Source organism: Bacteroides sp. An322 (assembly GCF_002161765.1).
GTDB classification, from domain to species: Bacteria; Bacteroidota; Bacteroidia; order Bacteroidales; family Bacteroidaceae; genus Phocaeicola; species Phocaeicola merdavium.
The window spans coordinates 142,732-154,610 of the sequence record NZ_NFIN01000006.1 but is presented as its reverse complement, the minus strand read 5'-3'; the positions used below and the strand labels follow the sequence as shown (position 1 = coordinate 154,610).

The following is an 11,879-nucleotide window of genomic DNA, read 5'->3' as shown; positions in this document are numbered from 1 at the left end:
CCTCTTAAAATTTAATATGAATGTCCGCAAACAACCTATGTAGGGGCATATCGCATACGCCCGAATGCATGCACTTATCTACGTGAATGTTTTCAGGGCGTATGCAATACACCCCTATAGACAAGTGGATAAAATGCGGATATTCAATAAATTTAAACCTCTGCGCTTTTGCGCCTCTGCGTTGAAATAAAACACAAACAATGAACAACGGAACTTATACATTTGAAGTGTGCGCCAACTCCGTAGCGAGTTGCCTTGCCGCACAAGAAGGAGGAGCGCACCGCGTAGAACTATGCGCAGGCATCCCCGAAGGAGGGACCACCCCCTCGTATGGCGAAATCACAATGGCACGCCGCCTGCTCCACATCCGCCTGCACGTCATCATCCGCCCCCGCGGAGGAGACTTCCTCTATTCCCCCATAGAAGTGGAAACGATGCTGGAAGACATCCGCATGGCACGCCGCGCGGGAGCCGACGGACTGGTATTCGGATGCCTCCGCGAGAACGGAGACATCGACATCGAGACCACCCGCCGCCTGATAGATGCCGCCGAAGGCACTCCCGTCACCTTCCACCGCGCCTTCGACCATTGCCGCGACCCGTACCGTGCCCTCGACGAATTAGCCTCGCTTGGCGTGACGCGCATCCTCACCTCGGGACAGCAGCCCACCGCTCCCCAAGGCACGCCCCTCCTCCACGACCTGCAAGCCTATGCCGCAGGGCGCATCATCCTCCTGGCTGGATGCGGCGTAAACGAAACGAACATCCGCCAACTGGCGCAAGACACCGGCATCCGCGAGTTCCATTTCTCCGCCCGCGAGAAAGTGAAGAGCCTCATGACCTTCACCAACCCCGAAGTCACCATGGGAGCCAAGGACGCCGACGAATATTCGCGCGACGTCACCACCGCCCGCCGCGTGCGGGCAACGATTGAAGCGTTGTGCAAATAAGAACAAACACAGAGGCACGGAGACACAGAGTTTTTTTATTGATGTATCACTCTATGTCTCCGTGCCTCTGCATTCATTCTTCAGTTATTCCGCAAACTCGTCTTCTTTCTTCGCCCGCGTGGAGCGAGCCTTTGAGATAGCTTTCTGACGCTCAATCATCGCGTTCACATGGTCGATAAACGTGGCGTATGCCGCATCGCCGTTTATCATCGCCAGCGCGTTCACCGTATCAACCAACGAGCGATAGGCGGCTTCGGCGGCGGTGCGGGTTTCCTTCACGATGCCCACCTGACGGGCTGCATCGGCTTCCGTCCGCTCGGCGGCTGCGGCAAGGAACGCTTCTTCTTTCGCCTTCAAGTCGGCAATCCATACGTCGAGATTCAACAAAGTGCGCTTGCTCGCATCGAATGCCTCTAAATCTTGTAACAGATTGTGCAATACGCCGCTTTCCTCGGTCTGCGCCAGCGATGTCGGGTCGCCGTACTTGTCGAAAAGCGACTTGGCTTCGGCAGCCGCGCTTGCCACGTCAGCGGTCGGGTGGTTGCACATCGCCTTCACGTAAGCATTCGTCCCGCGCCACGCATCGTCGCGTCCCGCATCAGTCGCGGTCACCGAAACGGTGGCAGGATTTACGGCAGACGCTTTCAATGCAGTGTCGTAGCCGTTGAATTTATCCGTATATGTGTTTACGGAAGTGGTGAGGATAGACGGGGTTTCTTCTTCAGGGAGGTTTTCGGTCTCGGCGAGGACGAGTTTCAGATAGCCGAAGCATTCTTCGGTGCGAAGTTGCTTGACGTTTAATGTAACAATCTTTTTCATACGGTAAAAATTTGATTATACGCAAATATAGCGATTTCGGAGCAGCCGACCAAATCCGGGGACAATAGTTGCAGAAGTTTTTTAGCTCCGTCCCCAGCGGGGACAACGCTTACAGAAAATTTTTAATGCTGTCCCCGGCGGGGACGGAGGTTACAGAAGTTTTTTAGCACTGTCCCCGCCGGGGACGATGCTTGCGGAAAATTTTAAGCATTGTCCCCGCCGGGGACGGCGGCTATCGGGAAGGATTGGAAGTTTTTGACGTGGGCAAGGGAGGATGCCTATAATGCGTATTCTTTCAACAATTCGAAACAATGGCAATCCAAAAACTGACCATTCTTGAAACAAGCATTGTGTTGAATACCCGTTTTTTGGAAACCAGCCTTTTCCAATACCCGTATGGAGGCAAAGTTGCCGGCATAAACTTTAGCAAAAATCCGCACGACATCAGTTTGGTTGAAATAATCGCTGACAGCTTGACGCAAAGCCTGCGTCATAATCCCTTTATTCCAATATGGTTCGGCAATCCAATAACCTATTTCCGCATTGAAGCGTTCTACGTCCGTGCCTCTGTCGAAACTTATATTTCCAGCAGCTTCCGCATGGACTTCAATACAATAATTATTCTGTATGTCTTGAGATTTGACATATTGTATGAATGAGGCAGCATCTTCGGAAGTATAAGGATATGGCAAGCTGTCCCGGCAGTTGTCCCAAATCTTTTTATTATTGAGGTATTTTGCCAAAGCTGGAATGTCTGATTCCTGCCATCGGCGAAGGATAAATGGTGTCATATTTTCAATCAGTTATTTTATGACATATTCCTCTTTGATGATGCGCAACGCCTTGATAGCGGCGGGGAAGCCGATGTAGGGCAGGCACTGGATGACGGCAGCGGTCAATGTTTCGGGCGAGTTGCCGGCGTTGACGTTGCCGTGATAGTGCGAATGAAGTTGGCTTTCGGCTTCCAAGGTGGTCAGTACGCAGTAGCCCAACAGCTCGCGCGTTGGCAAGTCGAGTGCGCCGCGGCTGTAGATATCGCCGAAGAAATAATCCGTGAGGAACTGCTCCACGTCCTTGCCCATGTTGCCGGGCACGCCTTCCATCACCGAGGCGATGCCGCCGGGATAGAGCTTGTCTTGAATGGCTTTGCCAGTTTTGTGGCGTGTTTCTTCTGTTACCGTGCCTTGCTTTCCCAACGGCAGGGAGATGCCCCGCTCCTTGAACACCTCGTTCACCGCGCCCACGGCATTCAGCATCTTGGGGAAGCCGATGAACGGGGCGGTAAGGTACATCACTTCGCGCAATTCTTCGGGAGTAACGCCTACGTTAAGTGCCGCACCCGCATGGGCTTTCAGTTGCGGGAGCGTCTGCATCGTAGCGAGGGTGATGCAGGTAATCATTTCGCGCTGTTTCAGCGTAAGGTTGCCCGTCTGGAATACTTCACCAAAGATGAACTTCTGGAGGATGTCCATCATCTCCGGGTCTGTGCCCTGTCCGGTCAAGGCTTCGCCGCCGAACAGGGTGCGGTAATTCTGCTTGCATACTTCGATTCTATTCATATTGTCTGTTGTTTGTGCCGTCGCGGACAGGCTTCCTGCCAGTGCGAGGGCGATTATTACGATTGCTTTTTTCATCCTTTTATCTCGTTTTTATGTTCGTAATCTTATCTTCTCTGACTTGTTCGGACAATCCTTTCAGTATCTCCACTTCGTTATCCTCCAAGGGTATGGATGCCTCCCCGTAAAGGAAATGGCGCAAGAGCTGTTGCGGTGTGACGTGATGGCGGTATGCGATGAAGCACACCGCCTCGTCCGCGCACAATTCTTCAGGTAATTCTGTTTCCTGTTTCATTGTATTCTCGTTTTTGTCTGATGCAAAGTTACGGTGGAATAAGGAGGAACATTGTAACCATAAGTGGGGGAAGCGTACCATTTTTACGGAAATTGGGACGGGAACTGCATCGGGAAATAAAAAAGGTGTGCCATGTATCTGTTACGGCATACCCTGCATGTAGGCTTTTCTTTCGGTAATCCCGCAGAATTTGCCCCGAAAATGCTTAGGACAGAACCAATCCGTCCCGATTGACGCTGTCGGAGTCTCTGACAATGCTAATCCTGTTGGATAAGTGCTGTCGGAACCTCGGATGATGCCAATCCTATAGGATAAATGCCGTCCGAGCCTCCGACGGATAAAAACCGCGCCGATTGGAACTGTCGGAGGCTTCGGCAGCGGTTATCGGGGCGGATAGAAATTTTAAGTGGGCAAGAAGAAATTCAGCATTTCGAAGCAAGAGGATGAACCATAATGTAATCCGCATCATTTTCTTGGACAATTGCAAATCCTATCCGAAGATACATTCGCACAGCAGGATTTTGTTTGCTGACAGATAGCGACACACTTCGATACCCCGCACGGCTAAGCTCCTCAAAAATGCCATATATCAACTTTGTGCCAATGCCTTGATTCCGATATTGAGGATAAAGTGAAATGGATAATTCCGGGGTTTTATTATCTACAAATCCATAAGAATGGATAAGCCGAGTCCACACAGCACCAACGACAACCTTGTCAATCTCTGCTACAACGCATAAATCCCCTTCCCGTGTTCCAAATTCTTCTATATATTTCCAAAAGGAAGGATGTTGGAGAATCGTTCTTGGAACAGGATGCAAAGCGTCAGGCTGGTAAATGGCCTCATAGAGAAATTCCGACAAGAGAATGGTTTCGTTGAGGCGGATTGGGCGGATAATGAAATTCATAATCATATTCTCTTTTGTTTGCGAAGATAGAGAAAATCGGGGAGCGAGGCAAGTGTTTCCCTTCCGCTTTTCTCGCTTATATCTTTCAAATCCTTTATCTTTGTAGAGGTTTTAATAGGAAACAAGATGAGCAAGATACTGAAAGTACGAAACGTCAACGACTACAGCCGCTACCTCGGATGCAAAGAGCAGCACCCGTTGGTCAGCGTCATCGACTATACCGAAGTGTCGCCAGTGCGCCACAGCCTCAACGATTACGGCGTGTACGGCATCTTCTTCCACGATGAGGCGGAGATAGACCTGGCATACGGCTGTGGCAAGTATGATTACAAGAAGGGTACGGTCATCTGTGTGGCTCCCGGGCAGATAGGCGGCAAGGAGGACAACGGCGAGGAGGTGATGCTGACGGGCTGGGCACTCTTGTTCCATCCCGACCTGCTGCACGGTTTCCCGCTGGAAAGGCGCATCAAGGAATATTCCTTCTTCGATTACCGCATCAACGAAGCCCTGCACATGACCGACGAAGAGCATGACATCCTTGCCTCCCTGATGCGTCAGATTCGTGAGGAACTGGGCAAGAATCCGGACGAGCTTCAAAACGCCATCCTCGTGGGCTACATAGAACTGGCACTCAATTTCTGCCAGCGGTTCTACAACCGCCAGTTCGTCACCCGCAAGATTGAGAACTCCGACATCCTCGTCTGCTTCGACCGCCTGCTCCGCGATTATTTCGAGGACAAGCTCCAACAGACCCTCGGCCTGCCCACCGTGCAGTATTGCGCCGACAAACTCTGCATGTCGCCCAACTACTTCGGCGATGTCATCAAAAAGACGACCGGCGACGCGGCGAGCAACCACATCCGCCAGTTCGTCATCCAGCTTGCCAAGAACGGCCTTGCGGCAGGGGAAACCGTCTCCCAAGTGTCCGACCGCCTCGGCTTCGAATATCCCCAGCACTTCAGCCGGATGTTCAAGAAGCAGGAGGGCGTTACGCCGTCGGAGTACTGCCAGAGGGTGCGGAGCTGATTAGATATGCTTGACCACCCTTGCCGGCATTCCGACCGCCACCGTATCGGCAGGGATGTCGCCCGTAACGACCGCCCCGGCACCTATCACGGCATTGTCGCCGATGGTCACACCTTGCAGGATAGTGGCGTTAGAGCCTATCCAGACATTCTTCCCCAAGACGATAGGCGCGGAATAAGTCATCTTGCGCTTCTCCGGCTCCAGAAAATGGTTGAGCGTGGCAAACACCACATTGTGCCCTATCTGGCATCCGTCCCCGATGCGTACGCCGCCATGGTCTTGGAAATGGCAGCAGGCGTTGATGAACACATCCTCGCCCACCTCGATGTTCTTGCCGAAATCGGTATAAAACGGCGGGAACACACGGAGCGTGGAGGGGACGGCTTTCCCGAAAAGCTCGGACAAGATGTCCCTGATTTCCTCCGGAGTATGATAGGCAGAGTTCAGCCGGAAAGTGATTTTCCGCGCCTCCCCTCCCATTTTGTCCATAAACTGATGTATCTCTTCCGTGTCAAGCGGCTTGCCGGTCTTGACAAAATCCTTAAATTCTTCGAGTGTCATAATTCCTTGCATTTAGTTTATTGTCCGCAAAGATACGGCAACATGAAAGGCGGGAAAGTAGACATATCCCCGATGTTTGTACCTATTTTACGGAATATTTTTAGCGTTGTCTCCGCTCACTCCTCCAGCCTGAACCGCCAAGCGCAACAGCATCCGGGATCGGTGACATCGGGGAAGCACGAGAGGCATTGGCACGTGATGCGTTCATCGATGGTGCGGGCGAAACCTGCATACTCTATCTCGCCCACGGGCTTGCACGGGTGGAAAGGCATCCCCTTGCGTTCGCGCGCCCGCTGCACACGGCACTCGCGAGTACGATAGACCAATGTTTTCTTTTCCTCGTCTATGATAATGTCCGCCTCGTTCAGGTTGGCGTAGAAGCGGAGTTGCAGGGCGCGGGCTAATCCTTCCAGTCCCGCACGTTCGGGCAAGCCTAAGAACGCTTTGATGCGCTTGGCTTCGATAACGGTAAACCTCCGCCACGCTTCCGCATCGTGATGCATTGCCTCGTCCATTCCGCGTGTCCGCTCTACCGACTGGAACCACACGCCGTCTATCGCCAGCCAATTCTTCGAGTAATCCTCGATAAGCCGAATCAGTTCTTCTTTCGAGAGTGAAAGTAAAATCTCGTTTTTCATTATGCTTCTTTTTTTACTCACCACAGATTACACAGATTTAAATAATTAATAATGAACAATTAATAGTTAATAGCAGCAGACGGATACGCTTGCCGTTGTTCATTATTCACTTTTAATTATTAATTATCTAAATCTGTGTAATCTGTGGTGAAAACTATCGTATTACAATCCGTGAATGGTATTCAATAACTGGTCGCCCATGCCGATGGTGTAGCCGTGCGACTCGAAGACCACACGGTTGAACGTATCGGCGATGAGGAGGATGGGCAAGCGCGTCCCGGCACGGAGCTTCATCTCCTCACGTATCTGCGCCTCAACGCTTCCGTCCGCGTCAATGCCGAAGACCACCGTAGCGGGCAAGCCCTCAATCGGAGCCGCCGTGTATTTCTCGTATGCGGCACGGGAGGGGAAAAGGAGGACGATTTTCCTGCCCCACGCTTCCAGTTCCTTCGCTTTGGCGGCTATATCCTTCAAGGCATGATTGGTAGGCTCGTCGCCCACGCCCACGATTCCGACGATGAAATATCCCCTGCCTGTAGTGAGCAATACCGAGGTCTCTTCGCCTTCAGGAGTCTGGAACTTGGCTTCCGAATTGAAACTTCCTATCACGCTGACCTCCTCATCGCTTTCGCGCACCACTAATTCCGTATCAGTCTCCTTGCCTTGCTCTACGCCGAAGAACGAGACTTGCGCCAACACGCCGCCTTTCGCCAAACGGTTGCCCGATACCAGCATGTAATATCCCGCGGGAAGAACCGCCGACTCCTTAAACAAGTTGCTCCACGGCTCGAAGTCGGGATGAGTCTGAAGTGCAAAGCCTTCTCCGTCGAAGCGCGACAAAGAGAAATGGCGGGCGTATGCAGGGTCATCCAGCCGGGGAATCGGCGAATAGGCTAACTTCAACGTGCCTTCCGCCACCTGCTCCGAGCTTCCGCTCTCGAAATCGACCGCCACATCCTCGCCGTTCTCTTTATATAATACATATCCCGTCACACGGTCTATCCAGGCGGGAATGCCCAGCGAACGAGCCACCGCCACGAAGAACGTGTTCCGCGAAGTGCGGTCGGCGATGCGGCTCTTCCATACGCCTTCGGGCGAGATAACCGTACCCACCGTACACAAGTCATCACGGAGCGTCAGGCTATCCTTACACCATTCCACCCACGCCAAAGGATTCGCACGGAAGCGGGCAGCATCTTCCTCGGAGATAACCTCCTGGAAGAACGAGCGGTACGGCGTAAGCATCTCGTTTCCGATGCGGGGAGCCAATACCATAGCCACATCCGCCAGCGAATCGGTGTGATACAAATGGTCATCGAGCACACGGGCTTCAGCATCGCGAAGGTCTTTCTCGGCAAGCGTACCCAGCAAATCCAATGCACGCTTCCGCATCTTCCGCTCTGCCGCATCTTTCAAGAAAGCCTCTATCTCCGAAGCGTTCCCGCGCGAAGCTATTATATAAGGAGTAACCGCTTCGGCATCGTATCCCGTCTCCGAAGCGAAGGTACGGATAGCATCTGCATCGGGGAAGGTGGCGATATACGCATTGCGGATGGAGTCTTCCCGATTGAAACGAATGTCGTTCTCCGCCCGTTGTTCGGGAGTAACGTCCGGAAGAGTCGAGTCGCCTGCGGGAGGAACGATGTCGAGCGAGAGTGAAAGCGTATCGCCCACCTGATGTTCGAGCTTCAGTTCCACTTCCTTGTCCTTCCCGAACGACACTTTCCGCATCCCGAAGGCATGGTCTTTCACCGCCAATACCACCATGTCGCCCAGTCCTGCCGAAAGGCTCGCCAGACCGTCCTCGCCTGTATGTTGGGACGAAACCGGATAGAACTCGGCATAATTATATATGCCGAAGCGCACGCAAGCATCTGCCACGGGCTTTCCATTTATATCCGTTACCCGTACCGATATAGGTGCGTTTTGCGCATAATTGCCTATCACGTTTATCTCGGTATAATTGGCGGTGGTGCGCATCACGTCCTCCGGTCCCTCGTAGCGTCCGAACACCTTGGTATGCATCAGCATCCCCCGGCTTGCCGGCTCGTTAAACCAGCCCAAGTTCAAGACTGGTTCGGGCTCGCAAGCTCCTAAGAAATACCATTTCCCGTCTGCCCATGCCTCTACCCACGCATGATTATCGTCGGTATGTGCCCAGCGGGGCGTGTACACCTGCCGTGCCGGAATGCCCACCGAACGGAGTGCCGCCACGAGGAAAGTCGATTCTTCCCCACAACGCCCGTATGCGGTTTTTACCGTGGCAAGGGGCGAACTGGTCCGTGCGTCCGAAGGCTGGTAGTTCGCCTTCTCATGACACCAATGGTTCACTTCGAGTACGGCATCATACATCGACAAGCCTTCGAGGCGCGGCATCAATTCATCATGGAATATCATCCGCGAACGGTCGAGCGCCTCATTGTTCACCCGCACCGGAAGGACGAAATGGCGGAACACCTCATCGGGTATCGACTTCCCCCAAGTCGTTTCGTCGCGCGTGGCGAACGAGCTTCGGACATTCTCCAAATAAAACTCGCCGGAATAATCGGTGATATCACCCACCGGCATATACGCATACAAGAACATCAGGGCATTCCGCTCTTCGGACGTAAGCCCTTCCGCATCAATCACCTCAAAGAAATCCCCTTGGGTAAACAAGGCTTTCTTCTCCTCGAAATCCGCCTTCACCTGCTTCTCGAACGGAGAAGCGCAAGCCGACAAAAGTGCGCACAGCACACCAATGCAAAATAATCTGCTCATAAGTTTAAGGTTAATTTATTATTATCTCGTAGGGGCAGGGTCAGCCTGCCCGAAAACATCCACGTGTGTGCATACAGGCGGGCAAACCCCGCCCCTACAAACTATCATTTGACAAAGATAAGGAAAAACGATTCATTCTCAAATTTATTTTCTACCTTTGCGAAAGTTAATCAAATTCGGCTTATGGCAATCAACTCAAGTCAAGTACAGACACAGACCCAGCAACAAGTACAAACCTTGTCGCCCCAACAGATATTGGCGGTCAAGCTATTGGAGCTCCCCACGGTAGAACTGGAAGAACGCGTCCATGCGGAACTATTGGACAATCCGGCATTGGAAGAAGGCAAGGAGCCTTCGGGAGACGACCTGCACGAAGACGAAGGGGAAGACTATGCTACCGACCAGGACGGTGAGCCAAATACCGATTTCGGTGAAGACCTCTCTTTGGGTGATTACCGCACCGAAGACGACATTCCCGACTACAAATTGCAAGAGAACAACCGCTCAAGGGATGAGAAGCCCGAAGATATTCCCTTCTCAGACAACGTTTCTTTCTACGAGACCTTGAAAGAACAACTCGATATGCAAGACCTGACGCCCGAGGAAAAACAATTGGGCGAATACCTCATCGGCTCCTTAGACGATGACGGACTCTTGCGGAAAAACATTGATGCCATTATTGACGAACTTGCTATCTATCAGGGAATCAACGCTACTCCCGAAGAAGTGGAACACGTGCTTTCTATCATTCAGGATTTTGACCCGGCGGGCATCGGCGCACGAAGCCTTCAAGAGTGTCTCCTCCTGCAAATCAAGCGCAAGGAAGACTCGCCCTTGAAACAAATCGAATACGACATCATCGACAAGTGTTGCGATGACTTCACCAAGAAGAACAAAGATAAAATCTTGCAAAAGCTGAACATCACCGAAAAGCAATACGATGACGCCGTGGCGGAACTGGTGAAGCTCAATCCGCGTCCGGGAAGCTCGATGGGAGAAGCTATCGGAAAGAATCTCCAGCAAATCATCCCCGACTTCATCGTGGAGACCGAAGACGACGGCACTATCAGCCTGAGCCTCAACAATCATAACGTGCCCGAACTCCGCCTGAGCCGGGAATTTACCGATATGCTGGACGAACATACCCGCAACAAGGCGAACCAAAGCAAGGAATCGAAAGACGCCATGCTTTTCCTGAAACAAAAAGTGGATGCGGCACAGAACTTCATCAATGCCGTAAAGCAACGCCAACAGACCCTGATGAGTACCATGCAAGCAATTATCGACCTGCAACGTCCTTTCTTTCAGGAAGGAGACGAATCGCTCCTGCGCCCGATGATTCTGAAAGACGTGGCGGAACGTGCGCACTTGGACGTATCGACCATTTCACGCGTGAGCAATAGCAAATACGTGCAGACCAACTTCGGCATCTATCCGCTCAAGTTCTTCTTCAGCGACGGATATACCACCGAAAGCGGCGAAGAACTCTCGGTGCGCGAAATCAAACGCCTCCTGAAAGAGTGTGTGGACCACGAAGACAAGAGCAGCCCGTACACCGATGATGAACTGGCTACTATCTTAAAAGAGAAAGGCTATCCGCTTGCACGGCGCACCGTGGCAAAATACCGCCAGCAATTGAATATCCCCGTAGCCCGATTAAGAAGATAAAAGAACCGAATATGGAAGATACGAACATCCCCGACCAACTGACCTATCACGAACCTGAACCGCGCAAACGCACCGAACCGAAGGACAACTTGTACAGGACGGCACAAATCATCTCCGCAATATTCACGCCTTTCCTGCTTCCGTTCGTGGCGTTCGTCCTGCTCTTCACGTTCACCTACTTGCGCATCCTGCCCCTCCAATATAAGCTGATTGTGCTCGGCATCGTGTATTGCTTCACCATCCTCCTGCCCATGCTCAGCATCTACCTGATGCAGAAAATCAACGGCTGGACACTTCATGAATTAGGCAAGCGCGAGCGGCGTTTCGTCCCCTACGCGCTCACCATCCTAAGCTATATCGGATGCGTGATCACAATGTACCGCTATCACCTGCCCCGCTATATGGGCGGCATCATCATCGCCACCCTGCTTTGTATGGTCATCTGTGCGCTTATTAATATCAAGTGGAAAATCAGCACTCATACGGCAAGTAGCGGCATGATGGTGGGCGGACTGCTCTCATACAGCTTCATCTTCCAGTTCAACCCAATCGGCTGGCTCTGTGCCTTCATCCTACTCGCAGGCATGTTGGGTTCGGCACGCATCATTGTCCGGCAACATACGCTAAATGAAGTAATGGGCGGATTCTTCACCGGATTATTCTGCGGAGTTATCGGGATATTGTTTATCTGAACAAGG

12 protein-coding genes are annotated in these 11,879 nt (G+C 52.1%); 4 read left to right on the top strand and 8 right to left on the bottom strand.

Features of this window, described 5'->3' with window-relative positions; translation table 11 throughout:
- Nucleotides 1-200: 200 nt before the first annotated feature.
- A complete protein-coding gene (locus B5F91_RS05360; protein WP_087428053.1) occupies nucleotides 201-950 on the top strand; it encodes a copper homeostasis protein CutC in 750 nt (249 codons plus the stop codon).
- 84 nt (nucleotides 951-1,034) lie between these two features.
- On the opposite strand, the gene B5F91_RS05355 is transcribed toward B5F91_RS05360, so the two are convergent.
- The 5 genes from B5F91_RS05355 to B5F91_RS05335 all read right to left on the bottom strand — a co-directional run bounded on the left by B5F91_RS05355 (nucleotide 1,035) and on the right by B5F91_RS05335 (nucleotide 4,534).
- The gene (locus tag B5F91_RS05355; RefSeq protein ID WP_087428052.1) at nucleotides 1,035-1,769 is read right to left on the bottom strand and encodes a DUF6261 family protein; all 735 of its coding nucleotides are present in this window, start codon (nucleotides 1,767-1,769) and stop codon (nucleotides 1,035-1,037) included.
- 278 nt (nucleotides 1,770-2,047) lie between these two features.
- A complete protein-coding gene (locus B5F91_RS05350; RefSeq protein ID WP_087428051.1) occupies nucleotides 2,048-2,560 on the bottom strand; it encodes a GNAT family N-acetyltransferase in 513 nt (170 codons plus the stop codon).
- 12 nt (nucleotides 2,561-2,572) lie between these two features.
- On the bottom strand, nucleotides 2,573-3,403 hold the full coding sequence (locus B5F91_RS05345; protein WP_087428050.1) for a carboxymuconolactone decarboxylase family protein: 831 nt from the start codon (nucleotides 3,401-3,403) through the stop codon (nucleotides 2,573-2,575).
- 4 nt (nucleotides 3,404-3,407) lie between these two features.
- Nucleotides 3,408-3,620, bottom strand: a complete 213-nt coding sequence (locus B5F91_RS05340; RefSeq protein WP_087428049.1) for a hypothetical protein — start codon at nucleotides 3,618-3,620, stop codon at nucleotides 3,408-3,410.
- A gap of 422 nt (nucleotides 3,621-4,042) precedes the next feature.
- The gene (locus tag B5F91_RS05335; protein ID WP_239416255.1) at nucleotides 4,043-4,534 is read right to left on the bottom strand and encodes a GNAT family N-acetyltransferase; all 492 of its coding nucleotides are present in this window, start codon (nucleotides 4,532-4,534) and stop codon (nucleotides 4,043-4,045) included.
- A 120-nt stretch (nucleotides 4,535-4,654) separates the two neighbouring features.
- Between B5F91_RS05335 and B5F91_RS05330 the strand changes: the two genes are divergently transcribed.
- Nucleotides 4,655-5,554 (top strand): AraC family transcriptional regulator, encoded by a 900-nt coding sequence (locus B5F91_RS05330; RefSeq protein ID WP_087428048.1) that lies wholly within the window; start codon nucleotides 4,655-4,657, stop codon nucleotides 5,552-5,554.
- On the opposite strand, the gene B5F91_RS05325 is transcribed toward B5F91_RS05330, so the two are convergent.
- From B5F91_RS05325 to B5F91_RS05315, 3 genes are all read right to left on the bottom strand, one after another.
- Nucleotides 5,555-6,115 (bottom strand): sugar O-acetyltransferase, encoded by a 561-nt coding sequence (locus B5F91_RS05325; RefSeq protein WP_087428080.1) that lies wholly within the window; start codon nucleotides 6,113-6,115, stop codon nucleotides 5,555-5,557.
- Between the two features lie 116 nt (nucleotides 6,116-6,231).
- A complete protein-coding gene (locus tag B5F91_RS05320; protein WP_087428047.1) occupies nucleotides 6,232-6,753 on the bottom strand; it encodes a DUF6125 family protein in 522 nt (173 codons plus the stop codon).
- Between the two features lie 162 nt (nucleotides 6,754-6,915).
- Nucleotides 6,916-9,513, bottom strand: a complete 2,598-nt coding sequence (locus tag B5F91_RS05315; protein WP_087428046.1) for a transglutaminase-like domain-containing protein — start codon at nucleotides 9,511-9,513, stop codon at nucleotides 6,916-6,918.
- Nucleotides 9,514-9,696: 183 nt separating this feature from the next.
- Between B5F91_RS05315 and rpoN the strand changes: the two genes are divergently transcribed.
- Together rpoN and B5F91_RS05305 are read left to right on the top strand one after the other, a co-directional pair.
- Entirely contained in the window at nucleotides 9,697-11,181 is a 1,485-nt protein-coding gene (gene rpoN, locus B5F91_RS05310; RefSeq protein WP_087428045.1) for an RNA polymerase factor sigma-54, read from the top strand.
- Between the two features lie 11 nt (nucleotides 11,182-11,192).
- The gene (locus B5F91_RS05305) at nucleotides 11,193-11,873 is read left to right on the top strand and encodes a hypothetical protein (protein WP_239416253.1); all 681 of its coding nucleotides are present in this window, start codon (nucleotides 11,193-11,195) and stop codon (nucleotides 11,871-11,873) included.
- The last annotated feature ends 6 nt before the right edge of the window (nucleotides 11,874-11,879 follow it).

Excerpts from the sequence above, each read along its gene's own strand:
- B5F91_RS05360 (WP_087428053.1), top strand. The coding sequence starts at position 201 with ATGAACAACGGAACTTATACATTTGAAGTGTGCGCCAACTCCGTAGCG.
- B5F91_RS05355 (WP_087428052.1), bottom strand. The coding sequence starts at position 1,769 with ATGAAAAAGATTGTTACATTAAACGTCAAGCAACTTCGCACCGAAGAA.
- B5F91_RS05350 (WP_087428051.1), bottom strand. The coding sequence starts at position 2,560 with ATGACACCATTTATCCTTCGCCGATGGCAGGAATCAGACATTCCAGCT.
- B5F91_RS05345 (WP_087428050.1), bottom strand. The coding sequence starts at position 3,403 with ATGAAAAAAGCAATCGTAATAATCGCCCTCGCACTGGCAGGAAGCCTG.
- B5F91_RS05340 (WP_087428049.1), bottom strand. The coding sequence starts at position 3,620 with ATGAAACAGGAAACAGAATTACCTGAAGAATTGTGCGCGGACGAGGCG.
- B5F91_RS05335 (WP_239416255.1), bottom strand. The coding sequence starts at position 4,534 with ATGATTATGAATTTCATTATCCGCCCAATCCGCCTCAACGAAACCATT.
- B5F91_RS05330 (WP_087428048.1), top strand. The coding sequence starts at position 4,655 with ATGAGCAAGATACTGAAAGTACGAAACGTCAACGACTACAGCCGCTAC.
- B5F91_RS05325 (WP_087428080.1), bottom strand. The coding sequence starts at position 6,115 with ATGACACTCGAAGAATTTAAGGATTTTGTCAAGACCGGCAAGCCGCTT.
- B5F91_RS05320 (WP_087428047.1), bottom strand. The coding sequence starts at position 6,753 with ATGAAAAACGAGATTTTACTTTCACTCTCGAAAGAAGAACTGATTCGG.
- B5F91_RS05315 (WP_087428046.1), bottom strand. The coding sequence starts at position 9,513 with ATGAGCAGATTATTTTGCATTGGTGTGCTGTGCGCACTTTTGTCGGCT.
- rpoN (WP_087428045.1), top strand. The coding sequence starts at position 9,697 with ATGGCAATCAACTCAAGTCAAGTACAGACACAGACCCAGCAACAAGTA.
- B5F91_RS05305 (WP_239416253.1), top strand. The coding sequence starts at position 11,193 with ATGGAAGATACGAACATCCCCGACCAACTGACCTATCACGAACCTGAA.